This window comes from Myceligenerans indicum, from assembly GCF_016742955.1.
In the GTDB taxonomy this organism is placed as follows: domain Bacteria; phylum Actinomycetota; class Actinomycetes; order Actinomycetales; family Cellulomonadaceae; genus Myceligenerans; species Myceligenerans indicum.
Map to the genome: position 1 here is coordinate 63,518 of NZ_JABBYC010000004.1, position 15,850 is coordinate 79,367.

Annotated in this window: 12 protein-coding genes; 8 read left to right on the forward strand and 4 right to left on the reverse strand. The window is 71.1% G+C overall.

Translation table 11 applies throughout. The features are described 5' to 3' along the window. Window positions 1-5 precede the first annotated feature (5 nt). The 3 genes from HGK34_RS04460 to HGK34_RS04470 are packed head-to-tail and all read right to left on the reverse strand — an operon-like array spanning window position 6 to window position 4,200. Complete coding sequence (locus HGK34_RS04460; RefSeq protein WP_201845375.1) at window positions 6-1,697, reverse strand: family 20 glycosylhydrolase; 1,692 nt, start codon at window positions 1,695-1,697, stop codon at window positions 6-8. 37 nt (window positions 1,698-1,734) lie between these two features. Next, complete coding sequence (locus HGK34_RS04465; protein ID WP_201845376.1) at window positions 1,735-2,352, reverse strand: isochorismatase family protein; 618 nt, start codon at window positions 2,350-2,352, stop codon at window positions 1,735-1,737. A gap of 51 nt (window positions 2,353-2,403) precedes the next feature. Then, complete coding sequence (locus HGK34_RS04470) at window positions 2,404-4,200, reverse strand: dolichyl-phosphate-mannose--protein mannosyltransferase (RefSeq protein WP_307815750.1); 1,797 nt, start codon at window positions 4,198-4,200, stop codon at window positions 2,404-2,406. A 33-nt stretch (window positions 4,201-4,233) separates the two neighbouring features. On the opposite strand from HGK34_RS04470, the gene rsmI reads away from it, so the two are divergent. From rsmI to HGK34_RS04510, 8 genes are all read left to right on the forward strand, one after another. Beyond that, window positions 4,234-5,103 (forward strand): 16S rRNA (cytidine(1402)-2'-O)-methyltransferase, encoded by an 870-nt coding sequence (gene rsmI, locus HGK34_RS04475; RefSeq protein WP_201845377.1) that lies wholly within the window; start codon window positions 4,234-4,236, stop codon window positions 5,101-5,103. 188 nt (window positions 5,104-5,291) lie between these two features. Continuing rightward, on the forward strand, window positions 5,292-5,645 hold the full coding sequence (locus HGK34_RS04480; protein ID WP_201845378.1) for a hypothetical protein: 354 nt from the start codon (window positions 5,292-5,294) through the stop codon (window positions 5,643-5,645). A 313-nt stretch (window positions 5,646-5,958) separates the two neighbouring features. Further along, complete coding sequence (gene metG / locus HGK34_RS04485; protein WP_201845379.1) at window positions 5,959-7,677, forward strand: methionine--tRNA ligase; 1,719 nt, start codon at window positions 5,959-5,961, stop codon at window positions 7,675-7,677. A 244-nt stretch (window positions 7,678-7,921) separates the two neighbouring features. Next, the gene (locus tag HGK34_RS04490; protein WP_201845380.1) at window positions 7,922-8,908 is read left to right on the forward strand and encodes a TatD family hydrolase; all 987 of its coding nucleotides are present in this window, start codon (window positions 7,922-7,924) and stop codon (window positions 8,906-8,908) included. Window positions 8,909-8,991: 83 nt separating this feature from the next. Further along, window positions 8,992-10,329, forward strand: a complete 1,338-nt coding sequence (locus HGK34_RS04495) for a resuscitation-promoting factor (RefSeq protein WP_307815752.1) — start codon at window positions 8,992-8,994, stop codon at window positions 10,327-10,329. 677 nt (window positions 10,330-11,006) lie between these two features. Further along, window positions 11,007-12,362 (forward strand): resuscitation-promoting factor, encoded by a 1,356-nt coding sequence (locus HGK34_RS04500; RefSeq protein WP_307815753.1) that lies wholly within the window; start codon window positions 11,007-11,009, stop codon window positions 12,360-12,362. A 184-nt stretch (window positions 12,363-12,546) separates the two neighbouring features. Further along, window positions 12,547-13,395 carry a 16S rRNA (adenine(1518)-N(6)/adenine(1519)-N(6))-dimethyltransferase RsmA gene (rsmA, locus tag HGK34_RS04505; protein ID WP_201845383.1) on the forward strand — a complete coding sequence of 283 codons (849 nt, stop codon included), beginning with the start codon at window positions 12,547-12,549 and terminating at the stop codon, window positions 13,393-13,395. Beyond that, window positions 13,392-14,405 (forward strand): 4-(cytidine 5'-diphospho)-2-C-methyl-D-erythritol kinase, encoded by a 1,014-nt coding sequence (locus tag HGK34_RS04510; RefSeq protein ID WP_201845384.1) that lies wholly within the window; start codon window positions 13,392-13,394, stop codon window positions 14,403-14,405. The genes rsmA and HGK34_RS04510 overlap by 4 nt, the downstream gene beginning before the upstream one ends. A 109-nt stretch (window positions 14,406-14,514) precedes the next feature. Here the strand turns inward: HGK34_RS04510 and lat are convergent, their stop codons facing one another. Continuing rightward, complete coding sequence (gene lat / locus HGK34_RS04515) at window positions 14,515-15,831, reverse strand: L-lysine 6-transaminase (RefSeq protein WP_201845385.1); 1,317 nt, start codon at window positions 15,829-15,831, stop codon at window positions 14,515-14,517. Between the last annotated feature and the right edge of the window lie 19 nt (window positions 15,832-15,850).

The window sequence follows — 15,850 nt, forward strand, 5'->3', positions numbered from 1 at the left end:
TCCGGCTACCACTCCACCTGCGGTGTGGGGTGGTACGCCGCCCCGTCGCGACGCCAGGCGCCGGCCTCGACGGCGATCCGCCGCCGGAACACCTGCCAGTCCTTGCCCTCCTGCGGCGTCCACGCCGCCTCGGCCACGGCCGCGAGCCGGGGCAGCAGCATCGAGAACAAGTGGTCGCGCGTCACCAGCGTCTCGGTCCACACGCACGCGGACACGCCGTCGACCGCCTCGGCGGGCAGCCCCTGGATCATCGCGTCCGGGTCCCACTCGTAGGAGTCACGCAGCTCGACGCAGCCCGCCCAGTCCAGGCCCAGCGGGTGCTCGGGCGTGTACTTCATGTCCAGGTAGGTGCGCGATGCCGGGGCCATGACGAACCTGCCGCCGGCCTCGGCGGCGCGCACGAACGCGTCGGCCTCCGCGCGCGTGTCCCAGTAGTGCAGGACGGTCCCGGGGTGCACGGGCGAGCCCGTGCCGGGGCCCGGGGCCGGCGTCGTCCCGGCCGGGACGGCTGCCGACCGGCCCGTCGCGGACGCCCCGGCCGCGGACGCGGTCGTGGCCGTGCCCGCCGCCGACCCGGCCGGTGTTCCCGCCGCCGCGGCGCCGACCGTGGCGGCCGCCAGGGCTGCCGCGGCCACGCCGGCGTCCCCGTGCCCTGCTCCGGCCGCCTCCTGCCAGGCCGCCGGCGTCTTCCCGGAGGCGGTCACGATCTCCTGGCACAGTTCGACGAACCCCAGGTACTCCGTGGTCTCCATCCGGTGGACCTCGTCGCCGCCGAAGTGCACCCACTCGCCGTGGGTCATCCGTGCGACGTCGCCCAGGACGTCCCGCAGGAACGGTTCCGTGGCCGGCAGATCGAGGTGGAGACGGGAGAATCCGACGTCGATCCCCTCGTAGGTGTCGGTCGGTCGTCCGTCCGGGGTCAGCTCGCCGTAGGCGTGCGTGGCGGCGTTGACGTGGCCGGGCAGATCGATCTCGGGGACCACGACGATCCCGCGCGCCGCCGCGTACTCCTGAAGGTCCGCGTAGTCGTCCACGCCGAGGTATCCGCCCGGGTCGCCGTTCACGGCACCGGCCGAGGACCGCGTCACGAGCTCCGGCCGGGACGGGATCTCCAGGCGCCAGCCCTGGTCGTCGGTGAGGTGCAGCCCGAGACGGTTCATCTTGTACCGCGCGATCAGGTCGACGACGGCACGCAGGTCCGCCGGCCCGAAGAAGTGCCGGGCGATGTCGAGGGACAGCCCCCGCCACGCGTACCGCGGCTCGTCGTGCACGACGACGGTGGCCACCTCGCCGGGACGCCCGGCCGCCTGGGCGGCGTCGGCGAGCTGGCGCAGGCTCCGTAGGCCGTGGAGCAGACCGGAACGCTCGGGCGCGCCCACGACGACGCCGTCGGGGGTCACGGACAGCGTGTACCGCTCGGGGTTCGACGACGCCTCCGGTCCGGCGGAGGGGTCGACGCGCAACTCGAGCGGCGTGCCGGCGGGTGGTCCGGCCTGCGGGGCCTCCACGAGTGTGAGGCCGGCCGGCTCGAGCAACTCGGCGGCGAGGGCGTGCAGGCCGGGACCGGCCGCGTCGTCGGTGCCCGGTACGACGTCCGGGACGATCATCCGGACCCGTTCGAGGTTCACCACGCCGGAGCCTGGTTCGATGCGGACAGGGGCTGGAGTGATCGCCGCGGCGACGTCGTTGGCCGTCATAGGCGGCGAGCATAGCGCCGAATACTGGAAGCAGTCTTTACAAATCCGCGGTCGACAACAGCACCACGCCCGCGTCCCGCATCTCCGCCCGCGCCTGCTCGCCCTGCCCGGCCGACACCGGTGCCGTGAGGTCGGTGATCACGCGCGTCGCCAGGCCGTTGCGGCGCGCGTCCAGCGCCGTGTGCTTCACGCAGTGCGACTCGGCCAGGCCCACCACGTCGATCGCGCCGATACCCGCGTCGGTCAGGATGGTCTCGAGCGAGCGCCCGGCGTCGTCGACGCCGTCGAAGCCGGAGTAGCCGTGGCCGTACTGGCCCTTCTTCACGGAGGCATCGGCGTCGATGTCGGCGAGTGCGGGGTGGAGCATCGCGCTCGGCGTGTCCGCGACCCCGTGCGTCGGCCACGAGTCGACGAAGTCCGGCGCGTCGCTGAAGTGCTCGCCCGGGTCGATGTGCCAGTCCTGGGTCGTCAGAATGACGTCGTAGCGGTCGCGATGCTCCTTGATGTAGGTGGCCACGCGGTCCGCCACGGCGTTGCCGCCCTCGACGCCGAGCTCGCCGCCCTCGCAGAACGTGGGCTGCACGTCCACCACGACGAGCGCCCGCCTGGGCCTGCTTGTCACGAAGCGGCTGGTCTGGGGCCGAATGTCGTCCATGTACCTAGCCTGCCACCGCCGAGACCCTGTTCGGTAGCCCCGATGAGCAGGTCAGATCCAGCTCGGCAGCCACATCAGGCTATGCCAGTAGTCGTACGAAACCGGCATAGCGGTCCAGATCGGGTAAAAAAGCACGCTCACCCCCACGATCACCGCCGCCACAGCTCCCGTCACCCAGCCGACCGCCCGCCGCGCGGGCGGGTCGTCCTCGGTCAGGTCCAGCAGTGCCGCGACCACGTGCACGATGACCAGGATCAGGAACGGCGCGAACGCGATCGTGTAGAAGGTGAAGATGGTCCGGTCCACCCCGCCGAGGAGTTCGGCGATCGGGGAGGAGTACAAGAACCACGGCAGCCAGCCCGCCGCGACCCCGGTCAGCGGGCCGGACGCCCGCCAGTCCCGCTGCATGATCGCGAGCACCAGCGAGACGAGGAGCGCGACCGCGCCGAGCCACCAGATGATCGGGTTGCCCAGCGACGTCACGGCCGTGGCGCAGTCATGCGTCGCGCTCGCCGGGCACGGCCCCTGGCCGGGGGAGTACTTCTCCCAGAAGAACGACGTCGGCCGCGACTGCACGATCCACCCCAGCGGGTGCGCCGCGTAGTTGTGCTCGGAGTCGAGCGACGTGTGGAAGTCCCACATCTGCCGGTGGTACTGCCCGAGCGACCGTCCGGCCAGCCAGACGCCGTCGGCCTGGCCCGGCCACCACCCGGGCGCCTCGTGCCCGTTCGCGGCGGCCCAGTCGCGCATGTACGACATGCGGCTGGCGAACCAGCCGGTCCACGTGGCGACGTACACGACCACGACGGTGGGCAGCATGATCAGCAGGGTGGGCATGACGTCGGACAGGATCGCGTCCTCCCACCACCGCCGGATTCCCGCGGTACGCCGCGCCCCCAGGTCCCAGAAGACGACGAGCAGCCCGAACGCTGCCACGAACCACAGCCCGGACCACTTCACCCCGCACGCCAGCCCGAGCGAGACCGCGGCCGCGAGCCGCCACCACCGGAACCCGATCCACGGTGCGTACAGGCCCACGTCGTTCCCCGCGTCCACGAGGTGCGACACCCGTTCGGCCAGCCGCCGTCGCCCCCACTCGCGGTCCATCAGGAGGCAGCCGAACGCCACCAGCACCCAGAACATGAGGAACTGGTCCAGCAGGCCCGTGCGTGAGTGCACGATCGCCTCGCCGTCGACGGCGAACAACAGGCCCGCCAGCACCCCGAGCGTCGAGGAGGCGAACAGCCGCCGCGCGATCCGCACGATCAGCAGCACCGCGACGATGCCGATCACCGCGCTCGCGACCCGCCACTGCCACGACTCGGTCGCGCCGCCGGCCAGCCGCATCCCGAGGGCGATCATCCACTTGCCGACCGGGGGATGGACCACGTACTCGGCCTTGTCCGTCAGGTAGGAGGTGACGTCTCCCGCCTCGAACGCGGCGTTCGGGTCCTCGGGCCAGGCGGCCTCGTACCCGAGGCTCGCCAGCGACCAGCCCTCCTTGACGTAGTACGTCTCGTCGAAGACAAGCTTCGCCGGCCGCCCCAGATCCCACAGCCGCGCGACGGCCGCGACGAGGACGACGGCCAGCGTCCCGGCCCAGCCCCAGAAGCGATCCCGGAACGTCGCGCCCAGACGGAGGCGGCGGGCGCCGAGCAGATCGGTCAGCAGGCGCTCACGCGTGGTCCGGGCGTCGCCGACCGGCGCAGCGAGGAGAGCCACCTCCGCCGTCGTCCCGGGTGTGGTGCCTGCGGGCGGGGCGTGGGCGGACGGGGTGTCGGTGGGCGGGGCGTCGGTCGTCTCGGCGGGAACGTCCTGCGGATCCCTGTTCACGTTGTGCTGGGGCACCGGGCCAGCATAGGGCGTGGGATCGTGGGAACCGTGACAACTTCGACAGGTCCGCGCGGTACGACGCCGGACGGCGGCGCTCTCGTCCTCGCGGCCACCCCGATCGGCAACTCCGACGACGCCTCCGGCCACCTGCTGCGGCTCCTGGCCGACGCCGACATCGTCGCCGCCGAGGACACCCGCCGCCTGCATGCCCTCGCCGCCCGGCTGGGAGTGACGGTCGGCGGCCGTGTCGTGAGCTACCACGAGCACAACGAGACCGCCCGCGCCGACGAGCTGCTCGACACCGTCGCATCCGGCGGCACCGTCGCCGTGGTGACGGACGCCGGCATGCCGTCCGTGAGTGACCCCGGCTACCGGGTGGTCACGCGTGCCGTCGAGCGCGGACTGCGCGTCACGGCCGCCCCCGGGCCCTCGGCCGTGCTGACCGCGCTGGCCCTGTCCGGCCTTCCGACGGACCGTTTCACCTTCGAGGGCTTCCCGCCGCGCAAGCCGGGAGAGCGGGCCCGCAGCCTGGTCGCCCTGGCGACCGAGCCACGCACCATGGTCTTCTTCGAGGCGCCGCACCGGATCGCCGAGACGCTCGCAGCCATGGCGCAGGCCTTCGGCGACGACCGGCACGGGGCGGTCTGCCGGGAGCTCACCAAGACCTATGAGGAGGTGCTGCGTGGCGGACTGGGCGAACTCGCCGCGCGAGCCTCGGAGGAGCACCTGCGCGGCGAGATCTGCGTGGTGGTGGCGGGGGCGCCGCCCGCGCCCCCCGCGAGCGTGGACGACGTCGTCGGCGAGGTCCTGGACCGGGTGGCGGGCGGTGAGCGGCTCAAGACGGTGGTGGCGGAGGTCGCCGAGGCGGCCGGGGTGCCGAAGCGCGAGCTGTACGCCGCGGCCCTGGACGCGCGGTGAGCCTCCGGGTGCGCCGGTGGGCGCCGCGGTGGTTCTCGGCACCTGCTGCGGCGATGGTCTGCAAAGGCCGCTTGACCAGCTAGGTCGCGCGTTTTTTGCGCGATACCGGTCAGTCCTTGTGAAGTATGGGTGAAGTTTTATCACAGCCATACGTAGGTAATCCACGCGTACCGTCCTAGCGTCGGACCATGGATGGTCACCCCGGATATTCCCTGGCAGCAGCGGGCTTCTCCTACGAATCCCCCTACGCGCGCCCGGGCTCGCTGGACGAGCTCGCCGGGCCGGCGTCGGGCACCGTCAAGGCCGGGTCCCACATCACGGGGACCAGATTCATGTCGTTCGACGTCGAGGACGAGTCCCAGCTCTGGGACCTGTACTCCGTCACCGTGCGCGACGGCACCGTCCGCGATCAGCGGGAGTTGCTGAACAAGGAGGTCCTCGTCCGGATGTGGCCGGTGCTCAACCTGCCCCAGGAGTGCCGGCAGGAGTGGGAGTCCCACTTCGCCGAGCTGCGGGTGCGGACGCGGTGGTCGTTCCTCTGAGGGTGTGCGGCCGGGCCGTGGCGCTCGCCAGATATGGAACAACACCTCCGGGCGCGTAGGACTTGTACGTGCTCCCCCCGGCGGAGCAGTGACCGGTGAGCGACCTCGCTCACTGTTGCCCTGATGCTGGTGCCCGATCCGTGACGCGCAGCAACGATGCCGTGGTCTCGTGTGCCCGGCAGGCATTGACCTGTCATGTCTTCGTGGGCGCCGTCCCGCCTGTGGAAAACCGGCGGGGTCCGGGCGGCGCAGGCCATAGGATGGGCGAGGCCGATTCCGGCTGTCCCGCCTGAACGAATTGGAGCTTCCAGCGATGGCTCGCCACCTTGTGACCAGTGCGCTTCCGTACATCAACGGCGTCAAGCATCTGGGGAACATGGTCGGCTCGATGCTCCCGGCGGACGTGTACTCCCGGTACCTCCGCCAGCGCGGCCATGACGTCCTGTACATCTGCGCCACCGACGAGCACGGCACGCCCGCCGAGCTGGCCGCGGCCAAGGCCGGCATGCCGGTCGCGGAGTTCTGCGCCCAGGCGCACGACACGCAGAAGGCCATCTACGAGGGCTTCAACCTGCAGTTCGACTACTTCGGCCGCAGCTCGTCCGCGCAGAACGCGGAGATCACCCAGCACTTCGCCCGCAAGCTGCACGAGAACGGGTTCATCGAGGAGCGGGCCATCCGCCAGGTGTACTCGCCGGAGGACGGTCGCTTCCTGCCGGACCGCTACGTCGAGGGCACCTGCCCCCACTGCGGCTACGACAAGGCACGCGGCGACCAGTGCGAGAACTGCACGCGCGTCCTGGACCCGACGGACCTGATCAACCCGCGTTCGGCGATCAGCGGCTCCACGGACCTGGAGATCCGCGAGACCACGCACCTCTTCCTCCTGCAGTCGAAGCTTCAGGGCGAGGTCGAGGCGTGGCTGGACGAGCACAGCAAGGAGTGGCCGCTGCTGTCGACATCGATCGCCCGCAAGTGGCTCGCCGAGGGCCTGCAGGACCGTGCGATCACGCGCGACCTGGACTGGGGTGTCCCCGTCCCGGCCGACACCTGGCCCGAGCTGGCGGCCGACGGCAAGGTCTTCTACGTCTGGTTCGACGCCCCGATCGAGTACATCGGCGCCACCAAGGAGTGGTCCGACGCCGCGGCCGACGGCGAGACCCGGGACTGGAAGTCCTGGTGGTACGAGGCCGACGATGTGCGCTACACGCAGTTCATGGCCAAGGACAACGTCCCATTCCACACGGTGATGTTCCCCGCCACCCAGCTCGGTGTGCGCGAGCCGTGGACCATGACGGACTACGTCAAGGGCTTCTCGTGGCTCACGTACTACGGCGGCAAGTTCTCCACGTCGCAGCAGCGCGGCATCTTCACCGACGCCGCACTGGAGATCCTGCCCAGTGACTACTGGCGGTACTTCCTGATCGCCAACGCGCCCGAGTCCGACGACTCCTCGTTCACGTGGGAGCACTTCGCCTCCACGGTCAACAAGGACCTGGCCGACACCCTCGGCAACTTCGTCAACCGCGTGCTGACGTTCTCGGTCAAGAAGTTCGGTGACACGGTCCCGGCCGGCGGCACCCCGGGCGAGGCCGAGGAGAAGCTCGGCGCCGAGGTCGTCAGGCTGCTCGCCGAGCTCGAGGAGCACATGGAGGCGCTCGAATACCGCAAGGCGGCCTCCGCTCTTCGTGCGCTGTGGTCGGCCGGCAACGCGTACCTGGTCGAGAAGGAGCCCTGGAAGCAGGTCAAGACCGACCCGGACGCGGCGGCACTCTCGCTGCGGACGGCGATGAACCTGATCCGTCTCTACGCGGTGGTGTCCGAGCCGTTCGTCCCCACCACGGCGGCGGCTCTGCGCGGCGTGTTCGGTGTCGAGGACGGGGCCACCTGGGTCACTCCCGAGCGGGCACGCGCGCTCGACGCGGTTCCGGCCGGCGTCTCCGTGACCGTCCCGCCCGTCCTCTTCGCGAAGCTGACCGACGACGACGTCGCCGCGTACGTGGAACGCTTCGGCGGCGCGGGCGCGGCCTGACCATCCGGTGCCGCGGCGTATGCGACGCCGCGGCACCGAACGGCTCGTGTCAGGTGACCTGCGATGCCGGACGGCCGCGGATCGGACCCCTGGGGCGCCGGACGGCCCATAGGGGGACGCACTGGTAGGTCGTAGATCCGGACCACCGGCGACACCGGACAACCATGGCGCAGGACGAAGTCTTGTGCCGAACGAGACCCATGGGGCCGACGGCCTTGCGGGCACCGTAGAGCGAGGAGAACTGATGGCCCGCAAGCGCGAGCGGGGCTTTCCCGCAGATCCCGAACCGCTGCCCGTACCCGTCGTCGACAACCACACCCACCTGGACCACATCGGCGCTGTGCTGCCGAGCGACATGCCCGCACCGACACCCACCGAGCACCTCGCCCGCGCTGCGGCCGCGGGGGTGGACCGCGTGGTGCAGGTCGGCTGCGACCTGGAGTCGGCACGCTGGACGGCGTCCCTCCTGTCCGCGGCCCCGGCCCGGCCCGGAGTCGACTACACCGTGCTCGGCGGGACGGCTTCCACCACGCAGGATGACGTGGCCGAGCGCGACCGCGTGCTCGGGGCCGTCGCGATCCACCCCAACGAGGCCACCCTGCACGCCGGCATCGACGAGGTGGGGCCCGACGGGCTGGAACCCGAGCCGGAGCCGCGCCACGCGGCGTCCCTCGACGATGCGATCGCCGAGGTCGCGGATCTTGCCCGAGCTCACGAACGGATCCGCGCGATCGGTGAGACGGGCATGGACCTGTTCCGGACCGGTCCTCGGGGTGAGGAGGCTCAGCGCGAGTCCTTCCGGGCGCACATCGCCCTCGCCAAGGAGCTCGACCTCGCCCTGCAGATCCATGACCGTGACGCCCACGCCCAGGTCATCGAGGTCCTCCTGGCGGACGGCGCGCCCGAACGCACCGTCTTCCACTGCTTCTCGGGCGACGCCGAGATGGCGCGGGTGTGCGCCGAGCACGGCTGGTACCTCTCCTTCGCCGGGCCCGTCACCTTCAAGCCGAACGACGAGCTGCGGGCGGCGCTCACCGAGACGTCCCGCGACAGGATCCTGCTGGAGACCGACGCGCCGTACCTCACCCCGCACCCATTCCGGGGCCGGCCGAACGCTCCGTTCGCTGCGGCTCACACCGTGCGTTTCATGGCTGAATTTCTCGGCTCCGACCTTGGGAAACTTTGCTCGGAGATCAGTGCCAACTCGGAGGCTGTCTACGGCAAATGGTGACAGGGGGACATGTCCCTCTCGGCGGGCTTTCCAGACGGCCCGGGTTCCGTTACCGTCTTGTGTTCGTGGCAGACCATACGACCGTGAGATCGCGGCGGGAGCTCGGCGCAGCGCGCTTCGCGGACCCGGCCACGGCCCCCAGGCGACCTGCCGAGAACGACGGCAGTCCCTTCCCGGCCGACAAGCCGCGCCAGTCCGACAGCCCCCGCCGCCGCTCCAAGGGCGCGCACGCGGCGCCTGCCGAGCCGCTCAGCATCAAGCCGCCGGAGTGGCTCGCCAAGGCACCGGTCCGCATCGGCGTCCAGACCGCCGTGCTCGGCAGCCTCGTCGCGGTCACCGGCACGTACGCTGCCCAGGCCAAGACCGTCACGATCGACTACAACGGCGACGTGAAGACGGTCGACGCCTATGGCACGTCGGTTGCCGAGATCCTGAAGTCGCAGCACATCACCCCGGGGCGTGCCGATGTCGTCACCCCGGCGGTCGAGGCGGATGCCAGGGACGGCTCCGTGATCGTCGTGCGCACCATGCGGACCGTGGACGTCGAGATCGACGGCGAGACCACGAAGATGGAGACGACGGCCGGTACCGTCGGCGAGCTCCTCGCGCTGATCGGAGAGCGTGGGAAGGGCGCCGTCGCGTCGGCGTCGCGTTCCGAACCGCTCGGTCGTGAACCCATCCGCGTCTCCACGATGAAGACCGTCCATGTCTCCGTGGACGGTGAGACGCTTCCGGTCAAGTCCACCCAGCCCACCGTCGGCGGAGTTCTCGCCGAGGCCGGCATCGTGCTCAAGGACAAGGACGTGGCGTCCGTCCCGCTGGGAGCTGCCGCCGTGGACGGCATGGTTGTCATGATCAGCCGGGACGCGTCGTCCAGGACGACCGTCACCGAGACGATCCCGTTCGAGACCAAGACCGTCGCCGCACCCGATCTCCTGGAGGGCGAGGAGGTCGTGCAGACCGCCGGTGTGGCCGGTGAGGCGCGGATCAAGTACGCGATCACCGAGCTCGGTGGCGCCGTCGTCGAGAAGACCGTGCTGGACCGCGAGGTCCTGCGGGAGCCCGTCACCCAGGTGGTTGCGGTCGGCACCATGAAGATCTCCCAGGCGCAGGCCGATCCGAACGCGGCCCGGTCCATCGGCAAGTCGATGGCGGCCGAGCGCGGCTGGACCGGCGAGGAGTGGACGTGCCTCGACCTGCTGTGGACGCGTGAGTCCGGCTGGCGCTGGAACGCCGACAACCCGTCGTCGAGCGCCTACGGCATTCCGCAGGCCCTGCCCGGGTCCAAGATGGCCACGTACGGCTCCGACTGGCTGACCAACCCGGCCACGCAGATCGCGTGGGGCCTGGAGTACATCGCGGGCCGCTACGGCACCCCGTGCGGCGCCTGGGCCCACTCGGAGTCCGTGGGCTGGTACTGAGCCGTCCGGCCGGGATGCCACCCTGGCGTGGTCGACCACGCGAGACGCACGAAGGCCCGGTGCGTCCGGTCGTGTCGGGCTGACGTCTCCACAGGCCGCCTGCCCCTGACGGCCGCCCGTCCTCAGCGCCGGGTCGGCCTCCGCACCGAGTCGATGGCCGTACCCGACCGTCCTCCGTACCGGGTCGGAGCGGGCCATCCCTTCTGCCCGGCGCACCCGCGCCGGTCCCGCTCGCAACCCGGTTGCCCGCGAGGCCGTTCAAGTTGCGGTGCCTGCGGAGTTGTGCGTCCGGCAACGCCCAGCACCGGCCCCGCAGCAGGACGCACAGGTCACGCACATTTTTCACCCGTGACCCGAAACACAGGCGATGAATTAGGTCGATGAATAACGGATCGGTTACGGTCTAGTGTCCTCGCTTGCTATGGCGGGTCGGATTGGTGTAAGTGTCCGGTTCGCCCAGCGGCAGGACGGTGCAGTCCCGGTGTGCTCCCCCAGGAGTGTGGACCGCGCCAGACCGCCGGATCGGCCGGTCGAGACCTCGACGTCCTCTCGCGCGTGCGCGGGTGGTCCGCCAGGCCCCTGCGGCCCGTGACATGGCGATCGTCGAGGGGGTGCCCGCGAACGCGGGTGATCCGTTCTCGCCGTCCGTGCCCGGGAAGTCCGAAGACTGGACGCGAGTGAACACCGTTTCTGAACTGAGCTCCGGCTCGAACCTTCCCAGCAAGCCCAGAACCCAACGTTCCGCCCGTCGCTGGCCCCTCGTGGCCGGCGTCGTGGCTGCCGCGGTCGTCGCGTCCGGTTCGGTCGCGTTCGCCAAGGCGCACAAGACCGTCACGCTCGACGTGGACGGCACCACTACCTCGGTGAGCACGTTCGCCGGCGATGTCGAGGGTCTCCTCGCCGCGCAGGGCGTCCGGCTCGACGACCAGGACGAGGTAGCACCCGGTCTCGACACGTCGCTTCGCGACGGCTCCGACGTCGTGGTCCGCTACGGCCGTCAGGTGACGGTCGCGGCCGACGGCAAGGAGTCCGATGTCTGGCTCAACGTCACCGACTCCGGTGAGGCGCTGGAAGTCCTCGCCTCGCGCGGCTCGGACGTGCGGCTCGTGGCCTCCCGTAACGGGGCGCGTGCGGACTTCCCGCTGCGTCTGCGTGACAACGGCCCGATCGCCGTCGTCGCCGACGGCTCGACCCGCGTGGTCGACGGTGGTGGGGACGGCGTCAGCGAGGTGCTGGACCGCCTGAACATCGACCTCGACAAGGACGACCGCGTGAGCGTCGTCTCCGTCGAGGACCTGACCGCGAACGGCGGCAAGGCCGTCGAGAAGGCCAAGGTCGCCAAGGTGGCCAAGGCGTCCGACGTCGACGTCGCGCTGCAGGTGCAGCGTGTCGCGACCAAGACGGTCACCAAGACCAGCACCATCAAGCACAAGTCGAAGACCGTTGAGGACTCCTCGCGGTACAAGGATCTCGCTCCGACGGTCAAGACCGCCGGAAAGAACGGTGAACGCACCAAGAAGTACAGGGTGACCACCGTCGACGGTGTCGTGGAGAACCGCGAGCTGGTGTCGAACAAGGTGACGGCCAAGCCGGTCACCAAGGTCGTCGCCAAGGGCACCAAGGAGCGTCCCGCTCCGAAGCCCGCGCCCGCGCCGACCAAGTCGTCGACGTCTTCGTCCTCCTCGACGTCCTCGTCGAGCTCGTCGACCACGACGACGACATCCGTGCCCGCCGGATCGAACCGCGAGATCGGCCAGCGCATGGCCGCGGCGCGGGGCTGGACCGGTTCGCAGTGGACCTGTCTCGAGGCGCTGTGGACCAGGGAATCCAACTGGAACCACCTCGCGCAGAACCCGTCCTCGGGTGCCTACGGCATCCCGCAGGCCCTGCCGGGGTCGAAGATGGGCACGGCAGGTTCCGACTGGGCGACCAACCCGGCCACCCAGATCTCCTGGGGCCTCGGCTACATCGCGGGCCGCTACGGCACGCCGTGCGGCGCCTGGGGCCACTCGCAGTCGGTCGGCTGGTACTGACCCTCCCGAAGCTGACCCTTCCGAAGCTGACCCGTCCGGAGCAGCCGGGCACGGACCGAGGACACCCCTGTGTCACGTCCTCGGTCCGGGCCACGGTTCCGGCGGTCCGGGAGTGACCGAGCACCCACGGCCGACAGGCTGTGGACAGCTGGCGGCCGAGTGCCGACCGGTTAGGCTCATCCACGTGAATACACGTCAAGGCGCCCTGCTGGGCCCCGCGGAGATCCGCGACCTGGCAGGGCGCCTTGGTGTTCGCCCGACCAAGACGCTCGGGCAGAACTTCGTGCACGACGGCGGCACCGTCCGCAAGATCGTCCGTGCCGCGAACCTGCGTCCCGGCGAGCGCGTGGTGGAGATCGGCCCCGGGCTGGGCTCGCTGACCCTCGGGCTGCTCGATGCGGGCGCGTCGGTGGTCGCCGTCGAGATCGACCCGGTGCTCGCGGGGCAGCTCCCCGAGACCGTCGAGGCGCATCTGCCCGGAGCGGCTCTCGACGTCGTCCATGCCGACGCGATGGGCGTCACCGAGCTGCCCGGCCCCCCGCCGACGGCGCTCGTCGCAAACCTTCCGTACAACGTCGCGGTTCCCATCCTCCTGAACTTCCTGGAGCGCTTCGAGTCCCTGGAGCATCTGCTCGTCATGGTGCAGGCCGAGGTCGCCGACCGGATCGCGGCCGAGCCGGGCAGCAAGGTCTACGGCATACCTTCGGTGAAGGCCGCCTGGTATGCCGACGCGCGGCGTTCTCTGGCGATCAGCCGGAACGTCTTCTGGCCGGTGCCGAACGTGGACTCGGCGCTCGTCGCGCTCCGGCGCCGGAACCCGCCGCCGGCGGCGACGTCGCGCGAGGCGGTGTTCCGGGTGGTCGACGCCGCCTTCGCGCAGCGCCGCAAGACCCTGCGCGCGGCACTGAGCGCCCTGGCCGGGTCCGGCGCCGCGGCGGAGAGCGCCCTGCGCGCCGCCGGCGTGGATCCTTCAGCGCGCGGCGAGACCCTGACGGTGGAGGAGTTCGCCAGGATCGCGGAGCATCTCGCATGAGCGGGCACCTGCACGCGGCGCCCGAGCCGTCGGTGACGGTGCGCACGCCGGGCAAGGTCAACCTCGTGCTCCGTTCGGGCGCGGTGCGCGACGACGGCTACCACCCGCTGTCGACCGTCTTCCAGGCGGTCTCCCTGTTCGAGGAGGTCACGGCGACACACGTGGCGCCGGGGGCGGGGATCTCCCTGACGGTGAGCGGCCCGCAGGCCGACGTCGTCCCGCTCGACGAGACCAACCTCGCCTGGCGCGCTGCTCTCGCCGTCGCGGACCACACCGGCCTGGACGCCGATGTCGCCCTGCACCTCCACAAGGGCGTGCCCGTCGCGGGCGGGATGGCGGGCGGCTCCGCGGACGCCGCCGCCGCCCTCGTGGCCTGCGACGCGCTGTGGGGCGCGGGACTGTCCCGGCACGACCTGACGGTGCTGGCGGCCGGGCTCGGCGCTGACGTGCCGTTCGCGCTGCTCGGTCACACAGCGGTCGGTACCGGCCGTGGGGATGTGCTGACTCCGGTCCTGACCCGCGGCGAGTTCCACTGGGCGTTCGCCGTCCAGGCCGAGGGGCTGTCGACGCCGTCGGTCTTCGCCCGCTTCGACGAGCTCTCGGCGGCGGGCGTGTCGGCGGCCGGCGCGGACCGGGCCGCCGGCCCGACGCCACTCGACGGTGAGATGGCAGGCGGTGTCGATCCAGGCCGCAGCCCGGACCCCGGGGACGACGCCGAACTCATGGCAGCCCTGCGTGCGGGCGACCCGACCGCGCTGGGCGAGGCGCTGCACAACGACCTGCAGGCTGCCGCGCTGGATCTGCGGCCCGAGCTGGGTCAGGTGCTGGAGGTCGCACGGGAGGCGGGAGCGCTCGGCACGCTCGTATCGGGTTCCGGTCCGACGATCGCGGCCCTGGCCCGTTCCCGCCGCCACGCCCTGGCTGTCGCCGCCGCGTGGACCACGGCGGACGTCGTCGCCTCCGTCTGGACGGCCACGGGCCCGGCCCCGGGTGCCCGCATCACTGGCTGACGCCGGTCCCTGGCCTCGTGTCGCCGGGCCGGACCTCAGGTGTCGCGCGGCGTCATGCCGACCCGGGCGCGGTGCCGTCGGCAAGGGCACCGCGCCCGGGGTCCGGAGCTCAGGACGCCTGAGCGGCCAGGGCCTTGTCGAGCACCTCGACGCCGCGGGCCAGAACGGTCTCGTCCACCGTCAGAGCCGGACGGAACCGCACCGAGCGGGTGCCGCAGCCCAGCAGGAGGACGCCCTCGTCGGCCACGGAGGCCAGCACGGCGTCGCGCACCTCACGCGAGGGCAGGCTGAGCGCGCACATGAGACCACGGCCGCGGACGTCCGACACCAGGCCGGGGTGACGCCGGGCCAGGTCCCGCAGCCGGGTCATGAGCGACTCGCCCATCTGCGCCGCGCGCTCGACGAGCCCCTCGGCCTCGATCACCTCCAGGATGCGGCGGGACCGCACCATGTCCGTCAGGCTGCCGCCCCAGGTGGAGTTGATCCGGCTGGAGACCGCGAACACGTTGTCCGGCACGTCGTCGACGCGACCGCCGGCCATGATCCCGCAGACCTGAGCCTTCTTGCCGAACGCGACGACGTCGGGCTGCACGCCGAGCTGCTGGAAGGCCCAGGCGGTGCCGGTCATGCCGACGCCGGTCTGCACCTCGTCGAGGATGAACAGGGCGTCGAACTCGTGGCAGAGGGCCTGCATGCCGGCGAGGAACGAGGGGCGGAAGTGGTGGTCGCCGCCCTCGCCCTGGATGGGCTCCATGATGAAGCAGGCGATGTCGTGCGGGTTCGCCTCGAACGCGGCGCGTGCGGCATCGAGCGCGGTGGCCTCGACGGCGTCCATGTCGCGGCCCTCGGCGATGTAGGGCGAGGGGATACGCGGCCAGTCGAACTTGGGGAAGCGGGCGACCTTGCCCGGCTCGGTGTTCGTCAGCGACATCGTGTAGCCGGACCGGCCGTGGAAGGCGTGCTCGAGGTGCATCACCTTGGTGCCGAGCTCGGGGGAGCGCCCGTTGGCCTCGTTCTGGCGTGACTTCCAGTCGAACGCGGTCTTCAGCGCGTTCTCGACGGCCAGGGCTCCACCGTCGACGAAGAACAGGTGGGGGAGTCCGGGGTCACCGAGGACGCGGGCGAAGGTCTCGACGAACCGCGCCATCTCGACGCTGTAGATGTCGGAGTTGGAGGGCTTGTTGAGGGCAGCGCGGGTCAGGTCGCTCAGGAACTCCGGGTCCTCGGCCAGGGCGGGGTGGTTCATGCCCAGCGCCGAGGAGGCGAAGAACGTGAACAGGTCGGTCCACTCGCGGCCGTCACGCGCGTCGACGAGCGTGGAGCCGTGGGACTTCTCGAGGTCGAGGACAAGGTCGAACCCGTCGACCAGGAGGTGCTCGCGAAGGGTGGGGAGCGCCTCGGAGGGAGAGAGGATCGTCTCAGTCATGCTCGCCACGGTACGGGAG

What these genes read in the sequence shown, in the direction of transcription:
- HGK34_RS04460 (WP_201845375.1), bottom strand. Translation starts at nt 1,697, where the DNA reads ATGACGGCCAACGACGTCGCCGCGGCGATCACTCCAGCCCCTGTCCGC.
- HGK34_RS04465 (WP_201845376.1), bottom strand. Translation starts at nt 2,352, where the DNA reads ATGGACGACATTCGGCCCCAGACCAGCCGCTTCGTGACAAGCAGGCCC.
- HGK34_RS04480 (WP_201845378.1), top strand. Translation starts at nt 5,292, where the DNA reads ATGGATGGTCACCCCGGATATTCCCTGGCAGCAGCGGGCTTCTCCTAC.
- metG (WP_201845379.1), top strand. Translation starts at nt 5,959, where the DNA reads ATGGCTCGCCACCTTGTGACCAGTGCGCTTCCGTACATCAACGGCGTC.
- HGK34_RS04490 (WP_201845380.1), top strand. Translation starts at nt 7,922, where the DNA reads ATGGCCCGCAAGCGCGAGCGGGGCTTTCCCGCAGATCCCGAACCGCTG.
- HGK34_RS04510 (WP_201845384.1), top strand. Translation starts at nt 13,392, where the DNA reads ATGAGCGGGCACCTGCACGCGGCGCCCGAGCCGTCGGTGACGGTGCGC.
- lat (WP_201845385.1), bottom strand. Translation starts at nt 15,831, where the DNA reads ATGACTGAGACGATCCTCTCTCCCTCCGAGGCGCTCCCCACCCTTCGC.